The following is a 17,210-nucleotide window of genomic DNA, read 5'->3' as shown; positions in this document are numbered from 1 at the left end:
ATGCCATCGTCCTGATGGCCGCTCGGCTCGGCACGTCCTGTGCCGAATTACGGACTTTTTCAAAGTCGAAAAGCAATAATTGCTAAAGCTCATGAAAGAACCAATTGAAATCCTTTCATGGGGCTTTTTCAAACTTTAGCTAACAATTAGGTTTGTAAATAATCTAAGTGCCGCTATTATAAGCGGCACTCTTTATGATTGTAATAATGAAAGTCTATAGATTACTTTAAGTTTTCTGGATTTAATCCCTCAAGTTCAGGTATTACGAATCTACCATCTTTTCTTATTAGCACGTCATCGAAGTAGATTTCTCCTCCACCGTATTCAGGTGTTTGAATATAAACTAAATCCCAGTGTATTGCTGATTTGTTTCCATTAAATGCATCGTCATAGGAACTTCCAGGTGTAAAGTGGATTGAACCTGCTATCTTTTCATCAAATAGTGTATCCTTCATAGGTTTAGTTATATATGGATTAACACCTATAGCAAATTCACCAACATATCTTGCACCTTCGTCTGTATCAAATACCTTATTTATTCTTTCTGTATCATTTGCTGTAGCCTTTACAATTTTACCATCCTTAAATTCAAGTCTTATATTTTCATAAGTAAATCCTTGATATTCAGCTGGCGTATTATATGTAATGTATCCATTTACTGAATCCTTTACAGGTGCAGTATATATTTCGCCATCTGGAATGTTCATCTTACCATCACATTTTACTGCAGGTATTCCCTTTATTGAGAATGTAAGGTCAGTTTGAGGTCCTACTATTCTTACCTTATCTGTTTTATTCATAAGGTCAACTAATGCGTCCATCGCCTTTGACATCTTTGAGTAGTCAAGGTTACATACATTAAAGTAAAAATCTTCGAAGGCTTCTGTACTTGTATTTGCAAGTTGAGCCATTGATGGTGATGGATATCTTAATACAACCCACTTAGTTTTTGGAACTCTAATCTTTCCGTGAACTTCACTCCAGAAGTACTTGAAGTATAGGTCCATTCTTTCTGATGGAACATCTGATAACTCAGATGAGTTATCTCCTGAACGAATACCTATGTATGCGTCCATATCACTCATTCTTGCAGCTTCATATTTAGCCATCATTTTCATTTGTTCTTCTGTTGCACCCATTAATATAGCTCTGTCAACAGATTTGTTTTTAATTGTTACAAATGGTACAGCACCTACCTTGTAGGCTTCCTTTATAAGTTCTTTAACAAGTGGAAGTTCAAGTCCTATTGTTTCAATAAGAACCTTTTCGCCTTCCTTAAGTCTACAAGAATAGTTGATTAGATTGTGGGCTAATGTTGTTATTCTTGGATCTACCATTTCAGTTACCCCCTGTCTTTATACTATATGCAAATTTATTATAACACGAAATTTGAAATTTTACAAAAATAATATTAAATTTTATGAAGGAAATATTTCAATTTTGTACGAAAATTAATAGCTATTTTTTTTTAAAAAACTATTTACAACTTGTCGAAAATTAGCTAAAATAATAAAAGTGTGTTGGAAAAACGTAAGGTCTTAAACATAAAAATTTAAAAGCTCCACCTTTAAAATGCCTATAAAGGCATTTTTTTTTATTTCTATTCATATATTTTATGTGAATAGAATATAGGGGGAGTAAGATGAAAAACAAAAATTTATTTATCATATTAATTTTAGTTTTATTATTAGGAATTCTGTCTATAAATTTTTTAATAAGATTGAATGAAGAAAACAGTGATATAACAAATAAACTTATAATACAAGACGGATATAATGTAAAAAAAATAATAGAGGGTTTAATTGAACCTACATCATTTGCAGTTGATGCAAATGGAAATATTTATATAGCAGAAAGAATAGGAAGTGAAGTCGTAATAAATAAGTACTATAAAAATGGAAAGAATGAAACTTGGGCAAAAGGGTTTAATTATCCTATAACATCAATTTTAGTCTACAAAGACTATTTATTAGTATCTCACAAAGGAATGATAAGTAAGGTTATAAATAATAAAGTTGAGGACATAATAACAGGGCTGCCAAGCTATGGTGATTATTCAAATAATGGTATTCAAATAGGCTATGATGGTCATTTATATATCTGTCAAGGTTCAGCCACTAATTCTGGTGTTGTTGGTCTTGACAACTATGAAAGAGGATGGCTTAAGGAAAATCCGTATTTTCACGATTTTTATCCTGTTGATGTTGTATTGTCTGGTATAAATTTTAAATCATCCAATCCTATGACAGAATCAAAAAACGATAAGGCTATAACAGGTGCTTTTATGCCCTTTAATATGCAGTCGAGTAAAGATTCTGTAATAAAGGGTAAAACTCCTGGAAATGCAAGTATTTACAGAACCTATGTTGGTTCTACTAATCTTGATTTATTTGCTTATGGAATAAGAAACCCTATAAATATAGTATTTACCCGTGATAACAAAGCATATGTTTCCGTTCAGGGTATGGAAAATAGAGGTCAAAGACCGATTGAAAATGGATGCGATTATATATACGAAATAAAAAAAGGTGATTGGCTTGGATGGCCTGATTATGAAGGTGGAGAGCCTGTAACATTAAAAAAATTTAAACCTAAAAATGCACCTCAACCTCAATTTATAACCGAAATACATCCAACAACAACTCCACCAAAGCCACTAATATCCTTTAATGAAAGTGGAAGGATAGGAGTTATGGATATTTCAAGACAAAATGCCTTTGGGTATGTTGGTAATTTATTTATACCTCTAAAAAGCGGAAAAAATGAGGAGGCAAAAATAGTTGCCTATGATATAAAAGACAACTTATCAGTTGACTTTATAAAAAATAAAGAAGAAAAAATAATAAAAGAACCTATTCAATGTAGCTTCTCTAAAGATGGTATATTATATATATTAGATAAAGGAAATGGTTGTATATATTCTGTTGAAAAAGTAGAAGAGAAGCAGCAGAGTGTCAATAGGATATACATCCCTGTTGAGTATTTAATTGGAACAGTAGTCATAGCTTTGATTGTAATACTTATACTTCAGATTAGAAAAACTAAATAATGGTGGTGGATAATTGTTCTAAAAAGGATTAAAATAAATATAAAAGTACACAGGGATGATGATATATGAAGAAGATTATAGAAAATTCCTATTCAACTATATTTAAAGGAATGTTAAAGGCTGTAAATCCTATTAAAAAAAGAATAATAAAAACTGAGTGCAAAGTACACCAGTATATAAACCATCAAGCTATAATTATTTTAAAAAATGATGGTTATGATTATGCCTATAGAGAGATGAGTCTTAATATTGATAAAATAAATGAGGGTGTTGTTTGGGCTGATCAGGATTTTAAAAGTAGCAATCATTTTTATAATCCACAAAGGAGCAAAGGTCTTTATGGATGTAGCAATGCTCTAAAAGAATGTTCCTACTATTATGCAAGAGCATTAACTAAATTTAAAAAGGGAGATAAGGATAAGGCATACTTTTATCTTGGAGCAGCCTGCCATTTAATTCAAGATGTTACTGTACCTCAGCACGTTAATGTAAAATTACTTGATAGTCATAGAAAATACGAGCAGTGGATAATAAAAACATACAGAAACCACGACAGTTTTAATGCCTATGATGGTGGTCTATATTTTAAATCTATAAAGGAGTTTATAGAATTTAATGCAAATTCATCAATGAGAACCTATAATAAGTTTAAAAATGAGTTGAATGAAGAACTGCGTTATTATAAAATAACTTCTGTTATATTAAAATTGGCACAAAGGACAACAGCTGGACTTATGTTGAAGTTTTTAAATGATGTAAGAAAACTAAAAAACTTATCTGAGGAGTGATTGCTTTGTCTAAACTTACTTGGAAGCCAGGTACTATGCTATATCCTGTGCCTGCTGTCTTAGTTTCTTGTAGCTATGATGGGGTAGATAACATTATAACAATTGCCTGGGCTGGAACTGTTTGTACTAATCCACCTATGGTGTCTATTTCAATACGCCCAGAAAGATATTCATACGATATTATTAAAAAATCAGGTGAATTTGTTATGAACATACCTAACAAAAATCTTGCTTATGCAACTGACTTTTGTGGTGTAAAATCAGGAAGAGATTTAGATAAATTTGAGATATTAAATTTAACAAAGGAGAAGGCGTCAGTTGTAGGTGCTCCTTTAATTAAAGAGTGTCCACTTTCATTAGAATGTAAGGTTAAGGATGTTATTAAGCTTGGTAGTCACGATATGTTTGTTGCAGAGGTCGTGGCAGTAAATGTTGATGAAACATTATTAGATGATACTGGAAAATTACACTTAGATAAAGCAGAGCTTATATGTTACAATCACGGACAGTATTGTGTTGTTGGAAAAAGCTTAGGTAAATTTGGTTTTTCAGTAGAAAAGAAAAAGAATAAAAATAAAAGAAGAAGTAAATAATTTCTGCCTATAAGGCAGGAATTATTTTTTTAAATTGAATTTAATTAGTATATAAAGGGTTGGGGTGGTATTGATGAAAAAATTATATGTAGATATAAGAAATATAGAGTTTGGAGAAAATATTATTGATGTGTGTAATGGAGGCGATAGTGCCATAAATAAAATAGTAAGTTCTAAATATAGTAATATTGAAAAGGATATATCAAATTTAAAACAATTAGACAATAAAAACTTAGCATATGATTCTTGTATTTTTTTCTTTGTCTTATCAAGGGGAATTACAAAGTTTAAATTTAATAAAACAATAAAAGGTATAGCTAAAGTAATTGATAAAGATAGCAAAATTTATATATGGGATATAGTTGAAAGGAATAAATTGGTATCGAAATACGAACTTAATGTTGAATCTGATATTGGATTGATTAAATTGCCAATTAAGGTTTACTTTAAACCTTATAGTATAAAATTCCTTGACATAATCAAGGTTTTAGAAAATAATAGTTTCATAATAAAAAATAGTTTAATAAATCAAGGAATATTGTTTGTAGAAGCAGAATTTAAAGGGGAGGAAACAAAGGTTAAAAATGAAGATTATATTAGCAGCATTAAACGCAAAATATGTTCATTCAAATTTGGCAATAAGATATTTAAAAAGAGAAATAGAGGATTATGATGTTGAATTGTATGAATCCACGATAAATGAGGATATCTTAAAGATATCCTTTGACATAGGAAGCAAAGAGCCTGATGTAGTAGCATTTTCTTGCTATATATGGAATATAGAAAATACATTAAAGGTGGCAAATACGTTAAAAAATATAAATGAAAATATTAAAATAGTTTTAGGAGGACCTGAAGTATCCTTTGATTCAATGGAGTTAATAAATAAATACGACTTTGTTGATTTTGTTATAAAGGGTGAAGGAGAAAAAGTAATAAAACCCCTTATAGATTCTATACGTTTAAATAGCTTAGATAGATTAAGAAATATAAAGGGTTTAACATATAGAGAAAATTTAAATATAGTTGACACAGGTTTTGCAGAAACTATAACTGATTTAGACAGCATTAAGTTTCCATATGAAAATGAAATACCAGATAAAATCATTTATTATGAAGCATCGAGGGGATGTCCCTTTAGATGTAGCTATTGTATGTCTTCAATAGATAAAAGGGTTAGATTTAGAAGCTTAGAATTAGTTAAGAAGGAATTAAAATATTTAATCGACAATAATGTAAAGCTTGTCAAATTTGTGGATAGAACCTTTAATGCCAATAAAAATTTTTCAAGGGAGATATGGAAATACTTAATTGACTTATCTCCAACTACAAAATTCCATTTTGAAATAGCTGCAGATTTGTTAGAGGATGAGGATATAAAAATTCTAAAGAGGGCAAAGGAAGGTCTTTTTCAATTTGAAGTAGGAGTGCAGACTACAAATATAAAGGTTCTTGAAAATATAAATAGAAGAATGAATTTTGAAAGGGTAAAGGACAATATAAATAAAATTCTACAAATAGGTAATATTCATTGTCATTTAGATTTAATAGTTGGCCTTCCTGAGGAAGATATAAACTCTTTTAGAAAATCCTTTAATGCTGTAATGAGTATAAATCCAGATGAATTACAAATAGGTTTTCTTAAGGTACTAAAGGGTTCACCTATTTATTACGATAAGGATAAATATGGTATAAAATATTGTGGATATGCTCCATATCAGGTATTAAAAACAAGTGCTTTAAGTAGTCAAGAAATAAGCTATCTTTTAAAGTTTGAAGAAGTTTTTGAAACCTACTATAATAGTCATATATTTGAAAGAACCTTTAATTATGTTTTTAGCTATATAGATGATTATTATATTTTCTTTAAAGAATTAACTGATTACTTAATACAAAATGGATTTTTTGAAAGAAGTATAGGATTGCAGGAGAAGTTTTTTCAAATTTTTAATTTTTTAATAAAGCGTTTTGAAGGGAATACTATAAAGGACTTGCTAATTTATGATTATTTATATAATACAAAGAAGATAAATTTACCAGAGTTTCTAAAGAAGGATATAGATGAAGATATGGAAGTAAAAATTAAAATATGTAAAGAAAGGATAATAGACACTTTAGGTTTAAACAATCTAAAGGGACTTTTAATTTTGCCAATGTGCTTAGATGTAAGAAAAATAAATAGAAGTATAGAATTTAATTTTTCTGATTTTTTAGTGATATTTGATTTAAAAAATAATAGACATTATGCAATAAGTGTGAAAGAATTAGTATAAACAAATGTAAATATGAAAAAAACTAAAAAATATAATGAAAATCGACAAAAATTGACTTTTATTTTTCAAAAAAATTTAGTATAATAAAGTTAAAATTTTTTAAATATTCAATAATGAAGGTGGTGATACTTTGGCTCTTGATGTAGTGAAGAAAATTAGTGAAATTGAAAAGCAAGGGGAAGAATTAATTAAAGAGGCACAAAGGAGGGCAAATGATATTTTAAAAAATGCAAAGGATGAAGCAGAAAATATTAAACAAAGAGCCCAAGATAGTGCTGAAGTATATTACAAAGAGGTAATTGAAAAGTTTGAAAAAGAAGCAAAAAATCAAATTGAGCCAATGATAGCTGATGCAGAAAGAAAAAAACAGGAGATAACAAATATACCAAAGGATAAGATGGAAAGAGCCGTAAATATGGTTATCGAGAGGATAGTGAATAGTTATGGCAATAGTTAAAATGAAAAAAGTAACCATAACAGGTGCAAAGGAAGATAAATATAAGATTTTAAAGGCTCTTCAAAGGGCATCTGCAGTTGAGGTTATTGACCTTAGGGAAATAGTAAAGGAAGAGTTAGAAGGAGTAGCCTTTGAAAATAAGACAATAACTGAAACTGAATTCAATTTTAATAGAGTAAGGCAGGCATATGAATTTCTAAGAGCCTTTAGTGATAATAAAAAGGGTATTTTGCAAAAGAGAGAAGTATTGGATGCTGAAAAGTTTGAAGATTTTGCAAATACCTTTAATTGGATGGAATTAAGTAGCAGAGCAAAATCACTTGAAGAAGAAATAAATAATCTAAAGGCTAAAAAATCAAAGCTTGAATTACAAATTGAACATTATGAGGTTTGGAAAAATCTTGATGTATCCTTAAAGGAACTTAATAAGTTAAAGAAAGTATCCTACTTTATAGGTACTGTAGCTAAAAAATATGAGGCAGAATTGATAAATGAGTTTAAAAACATAGATGGCATCTACATAGAGAGGATATCAGAAAAGCAGCAGGATTTAAATATCTTTGTAGTATGCCACAGGGATGACTATAATCAGGCATATGAAATACTAAAGAAGTATGGCTTTACTAAGCTTACACTTGAGCTTGAGGATACTCCGAAGAATATTATAACTAAATTAACTAACGAGATTAGCGATATTGAAACAAAAGAAGAACAAACAAAGAATGAAGCAGTAAAGCTTTCGAAAAGCCTTGATGATTTAGAAAAGGTTTATGATTATTTTAGTTCTCAGCTTGAAATTGAAAGACAAACATCAAAAATAATAAATACGAAAAAATCTGTTATTTTACAAGGATGGGTACCTGGAGAGAAAATCGGCATACTTGAAAAGTCTATAAATAAATTCAATCTTCAGGTTTATTTAGAAGTAGAGGATGCAAAGGATGAAGATAATCCACCAGTATTACTAAAGAACAATCCTTTAATTGAACCTTTTGAAGCAATTACAGAAATGTATGCATTACCTTTACCTAATGAGGTAGACCCAACTCCAGCATTAGCACCATTTTTCCTACTATTCTTTGGAATGATGATGGCTGATGTTGGATATGGACTGTTGCTTGGGGCAGTAAGTTTGTTTTTGCTTTTTAAGGCAGATTTAAGTGATTCTTTAAAAAAGATGGTTAAGCTTATAGGACTAACAAGTATTCCTACTGTTATATTTGGTGTTCTTTATGGAAGTTTCTTCGGTGGTATAATTAAAATTAAGCCAATTTGGGTAGATCCTGTTTCAGATCCTATGACTATACTAAAGTATTCTATAATATTCGGTGTAATACACATTTATTTTGGGTTAGCTGTAAAGGCATATCAGTTAATAAAAGAAGGAAAGATAATAGATGCAGTTTATGATGTAGTAACTTGGTATGGTTTGGTATCAGGGCTTATTTGGTTGTTACTTGGAGGAGGCACTCCAGCTAAAATGATATCCTTAATTAGTGCATTAGCAATTGTGTTAACACAAGGAAGAAATAATAAAACCATAGCTGGTAAGTTCTTTGGAGGACTTTATGGCTTATATGGAGTAACAGGATATTTAGGAGACATATTATCATATTCAAGACTTTTAGCATTAGGTTTAGCATCAGGATTGATTGGCTGGTCATTTAATCTTTTAATTGAACTGTTAGGTAATGGAGCAGCAGCTTTTATAGCTGGACCTATTATATTTATAGCAGGACATACATTTAACTTTTTAATAGGTGCACTTGGAACCTTTGTGCATACCTGCAGATTACAGTATCTTGAATTCTTTGGCAAATTCTATCAAGGTGGCGGAAAGGCATTTAAGCCTTTAAAAATATCAACAAAATTTATAAAAGTAGAAGAAGAAATTTAAAGGAGGAGTCAATTATGGAATTCACAACATTCGTTGAATTTTTAAAACAAAATGGAGGTTTAATTTTTGCACTGCTTGGTGCAGCACTTGCAGCATTATTTGCAGGAATTGGTTCAGCTAAAGGTGTTGGTATTGTTGGTCAATCAGCAGCAGGTTTAATTACAGAAGACCCAGAAAAGTTTGGTCAATCACTTATTCTACAAGTATTACCAGGTACACAAGGATTCTATGGTTTCATTACAGCACTTTTAGTGCTTAACAAAGTAGGAATTTTAACAGGAAGTACAGCTAATGTTACATTAGGCCAAGGTTTTATGCTACTTATGGCATCACTTCCAATGGCATTTGTAGGATATAGTTCAGCTATATCACAAGGAAAGACTGCAGCAGCAGGTATTCAAATTCTTGCAAAGAGACCAGAAAAGATGTTCAATGGAGTTATCTATGCAGTTATGGTTGAAACTTATGCCGTTATTGCACTTATAACTTCAATATTAATGATTGTTAATATAAAGCTATAAGGGAGTGGCCAAAATGAATGGAATAGATAGCCTAAGGGAGAGGCTTTTAAGTGAAGATAGGATAAAGGCCTCAGAAATAGAATTAGAAGCAAGAAAAAAGGCAGAAGAGATTATACAAGCTGCCAATATAAAGGCAGCTCAAATAGAGGATGAATTAAGACAAAAGGCACAGAAGGATGGTAAGGATAAAAAGGAGAGAATGATTGCAAGAGCTGAGCTTGATGCACGAAATATAGTTCTACAAGCAAAGCAGGAGGCAATAGATTTAATCTTAAATGAAGTGATAAAAAAAATAGATAGTATGTCAAAGGAAGAATATTCAAATTTAATTAATAGAATGATTTTGAATAATGTAGAAACAGGAGAAGAGGAAATTGTACTTTCAATTAAAGATAAGGATAGGGTACAGATTAATCTTGATGAAATCAATAAACAATTAGTATCAAAGGGTAAAAGAGGGCTATTAAGATTAAATAATGAATATGCTAATATTCCTTCAGGCTTTATATTGAGAAAAAATGGACTTGAGATTAATTGTACCTTTGAAGCACTAATTAGGGGTTTAAGGGATGAGCTTGAGGCAGATATTGCTTCAATGTTATTTTAAATAGCCTCCAGTTCTATAAAAGGAGGGTGAGTAATGGATAACACTATATTTGCTCAATGTATTGCAAGAATTAAGGTTCTTGAAACAAAGATGATTGATAGGGCAAAGATTGAAACTTTACTTGAGGCAAAGGATTTTAATGAAGCAAAAAGAATATTACAGGATACTGTGTATGGGGACTACATAAATATGCCATCCTATGAAGACGGTTTAAAGAAGACTTTGGAAGATTTTTATAGAGAAATGGTCAAGATTTGCCCAGTAGTAGAGGTAGTAGATGTATTTAGAACAAAGTATGATGCCCACAATATAAAAACCTTAGTTAAAAATAGGTTTTTACAAAGGGATTTAGACAGTATATTGATTGATGCAGGTACAATAGAAGTAAGTAAATTAAAGGATATTTTTAAGGACGACAATTTACGTGATTTATATGAAGTTTACAGAGATGCTGTCTTTAAGGCAATTGATGAATATAATTCAAACAAAAATCCGCAGGATATAGACATAATTATTGATGCTGCAATGTTTAAAAGGCAGCTTGAAATAGCAAAGGAAACAAGAATTAGTTTTATTAAGGATTATATTCAGCTACTTATAGATGTTTATAACATTAGAACATTTATAAGAGCAAAGGAACAAAATAGAGAAAGAGAATTTTTAAACAAGGTACTAATAAAGGGTGGAAAGGTTGACCTTGACGTATTTATAAATAATTTTATTGAAGATATAGAAAACTTTTCAAACAAGGTATTCCACACAGAACACTTTAAATGGTTAAAGGAAGGAATAGAAGAATATATAAAAACAAAGGATTTAGGAAGAATTGAAAAAATGGCTGATAACTATTTAATAAGTGTTCTAAAAAATTCAAAATTTATTAGCTTTGGGGCAGAACCAGTAGTTGCATATATCTATGCAAAGGAAAATGAAATTAAAGTGCTAAGAATTATATTAACAGGAAAGAAGAACGGTGTTGGTGCAGATACGATAAGGGAAAGGCTGCGTGATATATATGTATAAGATAGGAGTTGTAGGAGAAAAGGACGCAGTAATAGCCTTTTTATCCCTTGGTATGGCTGTAAAAGCAGTTGAAACAGTAGATGAAGCTATTAGAGCTGTGGATAAAATGGCAAGGGAAGGCTACGGATTGATATTTTTAACAGAAACTTTTGCAAAGGATATGGAAGAAACACTACTTAGATATCAAAATCAAATGGTTCCTGCAGTTATATTAATCCCTGGTACTCAAGGAAGTCTTGGAATAGGTCTTGAAAAGATTAGGGATAATGTAGAAAAAGCTGTCGGTGTAGATATATTATCAAAGAAGGAAGGTTGATAGCTTGAAGTACGGTAGAATTATTAAAGTTTCCGGTCCTCTTGTTATTGCTGAGGGAATGGAAAATGCAAAGATGTTTGACGTTGTTAAGGTTGGTAATAGAAGATTAGTTGGTGAAATAATTGAAATGAGAGGGGATAGAGCCTCCATTCAGGTATATGAGGAAACATCAGGTCTTGGAATTGGTGAACCAGTTGAAACAACTGGAGAACCTCTTTCAGTTGAACTTGGACCTGGGCTTATAGAAGCTATGTTTGATGGTATTCAAAGACCTCTTGATGCTGTTATGAGGGTTGCAGGAGATTTTATAACAAGAGGTGTTGAAGTCCCATCACTTGATAGAGAAAAAAAGTGGTACTTTAAACCAACAAGGAATGTTGGAGACTATGTTGTTGCAGGAGACATTATAGGGGTTGTTCAAGAAACAACTATAATTGAACATAGAATAATGGTTCCCTACGGAGTTGAAGGTGAAATAGTAGAAATAAACGAAGGTGAATTTACAGTAGTTGAAACTATTGCAAAGGTTAAAACTCCTAAGGGAGAGATTAAGGATATAATTATGATGCAAAAGTGGCCTGTAAGAAAGGGAAGACCTTATAAGGGAAAAATTCCACCAGCAGAACCAATGCTTACAGGACAAAGAATTATAGATACTTTCTTCCCAGTTGCAAAGGGAGGAACTGCTTGTATTCCTGGACCATTTGGAAGCGGAAAGACAGTTGTTCAACATCAGCTTGCTAAATGGGCAGATGCAGAAGTGGTTGTTTACGTTGGATGTGGAGAACGTGGAAATGAGATGACAGACGTTCTTATGGAATTCCCAGAGCTTAAGGACCCAAAATCTGGTGAACCACTTATGAAAAGAACTGTTTTAATAGCAAATACATCGAATATGCCGGTTGCAGCAAGAGAAGCATCAATTTATACTGGTATAACAATTGCTGAATATTTTAGAGATATGGGATATTCAGTTGCTATAATGGCAGACTCAACTTCACGTTGGGCAGAGGCATTAAGAGAAATGTCAGGACGTCTTGAAGAAATGCCAGGTGAAGAAGGATATCCAGCATATCTTACTTCACGTGCTGCAGAATTCTATGAAAGAGCAGGTAAAGTTTACTGCCTTGGAAGTGATGAAAGAATAGGTGCACTTACTGTTGTTGGTGCGGTTTCACCTCCAGGAGGAGACCTTTCAGAACCAGTAACTCAAGCTACTCTTAAGATAGTTAAGGTGTTCTGGGGACTTGATTCAAACCTTGCATATAGAAGACACTTCCCAGCTATAAACTGGCTATTAAGCTATTCTCTGTATTTAGATAAAATATCAAATTATATTGAAGAGCAAGGACATAAGGGCTGGGGTGAAATGACAAGAGAAGCGATGAAGATTCTTCAAGAGGAAGCAGAACTACAAGAAATAGTAAGACTTGTAGGTATTGATGCATTATCAGAGAAGGACAGATTAACTTTAGAGGCTGCAAGGTCACTAAGGGAAGATTACCTACATCAAAATGCCTTCCACGAAGTTGACACATATGCTTCACTAACAAAACAGCTAAAGATGTTAAAACTAATATTGGATTTTTATCATCTTGGACAAGAAGCATTAAAGCAGGGTGTATATTTAAGTAAAATAACTTCTCTTCCTGTACGTGAAAAGATAGCAAGAGCAAAATATATCCCAGAATCAGAAATGACAAAAATAGATGAAATATCCTCAGAACTTCATATGCAGATGGATACACTTGTGAAGGGAGGAGAAGTAAATGCTTAAGGAATATAGAACTATAAGAGAAGTAGCAGGTCCACTTATGCTTGTTGACCAAGTAGAAGGGGCAGTCTACGATGAACTTGTTGAAATAGAAACTCAAACAGGTGAAATAAGACGTGGTAAGGTACTTGAAATAAATGGAGATAAAGCACTTGTTCAGCTATTTGAAAGTTCAGCAGGAATTAATTTAAAGGATAGTAAAGTTAGATTTTTAGGGAAGACGCTTGAACTTGGTGTTTCATTAGATATGCTTGGAAGAGTCTTTGATGGTCTTGGAAGACCAAAGGATGGAGGACCAAAGATAATTCCAGAAAAGAGACTTGATGTTAATGGTAACCCTCTAAATCCTGTTGCAAGAGACTATCCATCAGAGTTTATTCAAACAGGTATATCAGCGATAGATGGACTAAATACTCTTGTTAGAGGACAAAAATTGCCTATATTCTCAGGTTCAGGTCTTCCACACGCAAACCTTGCAGCACAGATTGCAAGACAGGCAAAGGTTTTAAATGCAGAGAGTAAATTTGCGGTTGTGTTTGCTGCTATGGGTATTACATTTGAAGAGGCAGACTTTTTTATATCAGACTTTAAAAAGACAGGGGCTATAGATAGAGCAGTTCTTTTTATAAACTTAGCAAATGACCCTGCAATTGAGAGAATTGCAACTCCAAGAATGGCATTAACTTGTGCAGAGTATTTGGCCTATGAAAAGGGAATGCACGTACTTGTTATAATGACTGATATGACAAACTACTGCGAAGCCCTAAGAGAAGTATCTGCTGCAAGAAAGGAAGTTCCAGGTAGACGTGGATATCCAGGATACCTTTATACTGACCTTTCAACTCTTTATGAAAGAGCAGGTAAGATTAGAGGAAAAGAAGGATCAATTACACAAATACCAATATTAACAATGCCAGAAGACGATAAGACGCACCCAATTCCAGACCTTACTGGATATATTACTGAGGGACAAATTATATTAAGTAGAGAGCTATATAGAAAGGGAGTAATGCCTCCAATAGATGTACTTCCATCCCTATCAAGATTAAAGGATAAGGGGATTGGTAAGGGTAAAACAAGAGAAGATCACGCAGATACAATGAACCAGCTCTTTGCTGCATATGCTCAAGGAAAACAAGCTAAAGAGCTTGCAGTAATACTTGGAGAATCTGCACTTTCAGATATAGATAAGCTTTATGCAAAGTTTGCAGATGAGTTTGAAAAGAGGTATGTATCACAGGGAGAATATGAAAACAGAAGCATAGAAGAAACCTTAAATATTGGTTGGGAACTTCTGTCAATATTACCTAAGTCAGAACTAAAGAGAGTTAGGGACGAGTATATAGAGAAGTACTTGCCTAAAAAAGGGGATGAATAGGTATGAGATTAAATGTTAACCCAACCAGAATGGAGCTATCTAAGCTTAAAAAGCGTTTGGTTGTAGCAAAGAGAGGTCATAAACTTTTAAAGGATAAGCAGGATGAATTAATGAAAAAGTTCATTGATTTGATAAAAAAGAACAATGAACTTAGAATTAAAGTAGAAGAAGAGTTAACAGAATCTTTAAAGGAGTTTATGATGGCAAAGGCAGTTATGGGTTCTGAAATACTTGAAGAATCAATAATTATGCCAAGTGAAACAATAAACCTTGAAATATCTAAGAAAAATATAATGAGTGTAAACGTTCCGGTTATGAAGTTTATAAGAGAAGGAGCAGAGGGTGCAAGTATATACCCATATGGATATGCATTAACTACTGCAGAGCTTGACGGTGCAATAAATAAACTTTATAATATCCTTCCACAGCTTTTAGAACTTGCTGAGATAGAAAAGTCTTGTCAGCTTATGGCTGATGAAATTGAAAAGACAAGAAGAAGAGTTAATGCTCTTGAATATGTAATGATACCTCAACTTCAAGAAACAATAAAATATATAACAATGAAACTTGAAGAAAATGAAAGAGGTAACTTAACAAGACTTATGAAGGTAAAATCTATGATGGAACAAAGAGGAGTTTAAATCTTGGTGTTTATGTTGGTGCTATGAACAAAACTGTTCATGGCACTAATTTATGTTTTTTATATACTTCTCAATTTTGTAAATAAAAAGGTGTTGAATTTTTATTTTATTTTTATTAAAATAGTAGTATCCTAATAAGGAGTAATGATTATGGAAGGGTATGTAGTTACTAAAGTATTGAGTAACAATGTTGTTATAACACAAAAGGGCGATGAAATTTTTGTTCTTACAGGTAAGGGAATAGGGTTTGGTAAGAAGAAGGGTGACCCTATAACTGAGAAGGACATAATAGAACAAAAATTTATTCAAATAACAAATGAACATAAAGAAAACTATGACAGATTATTAAAGACAGTAAATGATGAAATAATTGCAGTATCTGAAGAAATAATTGAACTTGCAAGAGAAAGATTAGGTACTGAATTAAATCCTCATATTCACATTGGGCTTACAGACCATATTAACTTTGCAATAACCAGATTAAAGGAAGGAATAAATATTATAAATCCTTTTGAGATGGAAATTAAAACTATGTATCCTACAGAATATTCAATTGCAGAGGAAGCTATAGAACTTGTAAAAAAAAGAATAGGAGTAGAACTTCCAGAGTCGGAAAAAAGCTTTATAGCACTGCATATTTATTCTGCAAAAGTAAATCAAACAGTTGGTGAAACATTAAAATATACTCAAATAGTAAAAGATGTGATAGATTTTATACAGAGGGAGTTAAATATAAAAATAGATGAAAAATCCCTTGATTATATTAGACTGATATCTCATCTAAGATACGCACTCTATAGAATTGAAAACAATAAACCAATTAAAAATATATTATTGGGTTCTATCAAAAGACAGCTCAAGGAAGAATACAAGCTTTCAAAGAGGGTTTGTGAGATTATAGAAAAAAAGTTAGATAAAAAGGTACCCGAAGATGAAATAGGGTATATTGCAGTTCACCTTGGTAGAATTAAAACTAATTCATAGGCGTGTTACTGATTCGATCAGGCATGAGCCTAATAAAACCGCAAGGTTTTATTAGCTTATGCCTTTTAAATTTTAAAATATTCAAAAAATGGGAGGTAATTACAATGTTTGGTTTTTTCAAAAAGAAAAACAACGGGATAGAATTAAATGCACATATGGTTGGTACTGTAGTAGAACTTGCAAATGTTCCAGATGAAGTTTTCTCTTCAAAAATGCTTGGTGATGGAGTTGCAATTGAACCTAAGGAAGGTGTTTTATATTCACCTTGCGATGCTGAAGTAGTTCAAGTTTTCCCAACAAAGCACGCAGTTGGATTAAAGACAAAGGAAGGCCTTGAAATACTTCTTCATATTGGTATTGATACAGTACAAATGCAAGGAGAAGGATTTGAAGCCTTTGTTAAAGAGGGAGACAAAGTTAAAAAGGGAGACAAATTAGTTGTATTTGATTTAAATTTAGTAAAGGAAAAAGCAAAATCAACTATAACACCTATGCTAATTACAAATATGGATATGGTTGAGGAATTAACTATAAATAGTGGCGATGTTAATTCAAATTCAGTAGTTGCAACTGTTAAGGTGAAATAATTTGTGTATAAATGATAAAAATAAAATAAATGGAGGTAGTTAATATGATGGAAAAGAAGATAGTTATTCAAAATGAAACAGGAATACATGCAAGACCAGCAGGAATAATAGTAAAAGAGGCTGCAAAATTCAAGTCAGCTATAACAATTGAAAAGTCAGGAAAAGAATACAATGCAAAGAGCATAATGAGCCTTATGACTATGGCTGCAAAGAAGGGTGAAGAAATAGTAATAAAGGCAAATGGAGAAGATGAGGCACAAGCTATAGAAGCACTTACAAACCTTATATTAAATGGCCTTGAATAATTCTAAGGAGGAGAAGC

The 17,210-nt window shown here is 31.9% G+C and carries 18 protein-coding genes; 17 read left to right on the top strand and 1 reads right to left on the bottom strand.

Going from position 1 to position 17,210, the window contains the following annotated elements; translation table 11 throughout:
- Nucleotides 1-221: 221 nt before the first annotated feature.
- Nucleotides 222-1,337 (bottom strand): aminopeptidase, encoded by a 1,116-nt coding sequence (locus JG776_RS02780; RefSeq protein ID WP_291964484.1) that lies wholly within the window; start codon nucleotides 1,335-1,337, stop codon nucleotides 222-224.
- A gap of 305 nt (nucleotides 1,338-1,642) precedes the next feature.
- Between JG776_RS02780 and JG776_RS02775 the strand changes: the two genes are divergently transcribed.
- The 17 genes from JG776_RS02775 to JG776_RS02695 all read left to right on the top strand — a co-directional run bounded on the left by JG776_RS02775 (nucleotide 1,643) and on the right by JG776_RS02695 (nucleotide 17,193).
- A complete protein-coding gene (locus JG776_RS02775; protein ID WP_291964482.1) occupies nucleotides 1,643-3,049 on the top strand; it encodes a hypothetical protein in 1,407 nt (468 codons plus the stop codon).
- Between the two features lie 65 nt (nucleotides 3,050-3,114).
- Nucleotides 3,115-3,837 (top strand): zinc dependent phospholipase C family protein, encoded by a 723-nt coding sequence (locus JG776_RS02770; RefSeq protein ID WP_291964480.1) that lies wholly within the window; start codon nucleotides 3,115-3,117, stop codon nucleotides 3,835-3,837.
- A gap of 5 nt (nucleotides 3,838-3,842) precedes the next feature.
- Nucleotides 3,843-4,430 carry a flavin reductase family protein gene (locus JG776_RS02765; protein ID WP_291964478.1) on the top strand — a complete coding sequence of 196 codons (588 nt, stop codon included), beginning with the start codon at nucleotides 3,843-3,845 and terminating at the stop codon, nucleotides 4,428-4,430.
- A 73-nt stretch (nucleotides 4,431-4,503) separates the two neighbouring features.
- Nucleotides 4,504-5,103 carry a hypothetical protein gene (locus JG776_RS02760; RefSeq protein WP_291964476.1) on the top strand — a complete coding sequence of 200 codons (600 nt, stop codon included), beginning with the start codon at nucleotides 4,504-4,506 and terminating at the stop codon, nucleotides 5,101-5,103.
- Nucleotides 5,015-6,703: a radical SAM protein gene (locus JG776_RS02755; protein WP_291964473.1), complete on the top strand. Its 1,689-nt coding sequence runs from the start codon at nucleotides 5,015-5,017 to the stop codon at nucleotides 6,701-6,703. The genes JG776_RS02760 and JG776_RS02755 overlap by 89 nt, the downstream gene beginning before the upstream one ends.
- A gap of 130 nt (nucleotides 6,704-6,833) precedes the next feature.
- On the top strand, nucleotides 6,834-7,160 hold the full coding sequence (locus tag JG776_RS02750; RefSeq protein WP_291964470.1) for a V-type ATPase subunit subunit G family protein: 327 nt from the start codon (nucleotides 6,834-6,836) through the stop codon (nucleotides 7,158-7,160).
- Nucleotides 7,147-9,057, top strand: coding sequence for a V-type ATP synthase subunit I (locus tag JG776_RS02745; RefSeq protein WP_291964468.1), 1,911 nt, complete (start codon nucleotides 7,147-7,149; stop codon nucleotides 9,055-9,057). The genes JG776_RS02750 and JG776_RS02745 overlap by 14 nt, the downstream gene beginning before the upstream one ends.
- 14 nt (nucleotides 9,058-9,071) lie before the next feature.
- On the top strand, nucleotides 9,072-9,578 hold the full coding sequence (locus JG776_RS02740; protein ID WP_291964466.1) for a V-type ATP synthase subunit K: 507 nt from the start codon (nucleotides 9,072-9,074) through the stop codon (nucleotides 9,576-9,578).
- Nucleotides 9,579-9,591: 13 nt separating this feature from the next.
- Nucleotides 9,592-10,185 (top strand): V-type ATP synthase subunit E, encoded by a 594-nt coding sequence (locus JG776_RS02735; protein ID WP_291964464.1) that lies wholly within the window; start codon nucleotides 9,592-9,594, stop codon nucleotides 10,183-10,185.
- A 33-nt stretch (nucleotides 10,186-10,218) separates the two neighbouring features.
- Complete coding sequence (locus JG776_RS02730; protein ID WP_291964462.1) at nucleotides 10,219-11,208, top strand: V-type ATP synthase subunit C; 990 nt, start codon at nucleotides 10,219-10,221, stop codon at nucleotides 11,206-11,208.
- Entirely contained in the window at nucleotides 11,201-11,524 is a 324-nt protein-coding gene (locus JG776_RS02725; RefSeq protein WP_291964460.1) for a V-type ATP synthase subunit F, read from the top strand. Before JG776_RS02730 ends, JG776_RS02725 begins: the two co-directional genes overlap by 8 nt.
- Nucleotides 11,525-11,528: 4 nt before the next feature.
- On the top strand, nucleotides 11,529-13,301 hold the full coding sequence (locus tag JG776_RS02720; protein ID WP_291964458.1) for a V-type ATP synthase subunit A: 1,773 nt from the start codon (nucleotides 11,529-11,531) through the stop codon (nucleotides 13,299-13,301).
- Nucleotides 13,294-14,676 carry a V-type ATP synthase subunit B gene (locus JG776_RS02715; RefSeq protein ID WP_291964456.1) on the top strand — a complete coding sequence of 461 codons (1,383 nt, stop codon included), beginning with the start codon at nucleotides 13,294-13,296 and terminating at the stop codon, nucleotides 14,674-14,676. The genes JG776_RS02720 and JG776_RS02715 overlap by 8 nt, the downstream gene beginning before the upstream one ends.
- Before the next feature lie 2 nt (nucleotides 14,677-14,678).
- The gene (locus tag JG776_RS02710; protein ID WP_291964454.1) at nucleotides 14,679-15,317 is read left to right on the top strand and encodes a V-type ATP synthase subunit D; all 639 of its coding nucleotides are present in this window, start codon (nucleotides 14,679-14,681) and stop codon (nucleotides 15,315-15,317) included.
- 150 nt (nucleotides 15,318-15,467) lie between these two features.
- On the top strand, nucleotides 15,468-16,301 hold the full coding sequence (locus JG776_RS02705) for a PRD domain-containing protein (protein ID WP_291964452.1): 834 nt from the start codon (nucleotides 15,468-15,470) through the stop codon (nucleotides 16,299-16,301).
- Nucleotides 16,302-16,405: 104 nt separating this feature from the next.
- Complete coding sequence (locus tag JG776_RS02700) at nucleotides 16,406-16,888, top strand: PTS glucose transporter subunit IIA (RefSeq protein WP_291964449.1); 483 nt, start codon at nucleotides 16,406-16,408, stop codon at nucleotides 16,886-16,888.
- 44 nt (nucleotides 16,889-16,932) lie between these two features.
- Nucleotides 16,933-17,193, top strand: coding sequence for an HPr family phosphocarrier protein (locus JG776_RS02695; RefSeq protein WP_027308403.1), 261 nt, complete (start codon nucleotides 16,933-16,935; stop codon nucleotides 17,191-17,193).
- Nucleotides 17,194-17,210: the final 17 nt, after the last annotated feature.

Origin of the sequence: Caloramator sp. (assembly GCF_020054765.1) — a bacterium.
GTDB lineage: Bacteria > Bacillota > Clostridia > Clostridiales > Caloramatoraceae > Thermobrachium > Thermobrachium proteoclasticum.
Note: the sequence above shows the minus strand (reverse complement) of the source record. Positions and strands in the feature narration are given on the sequence as shown.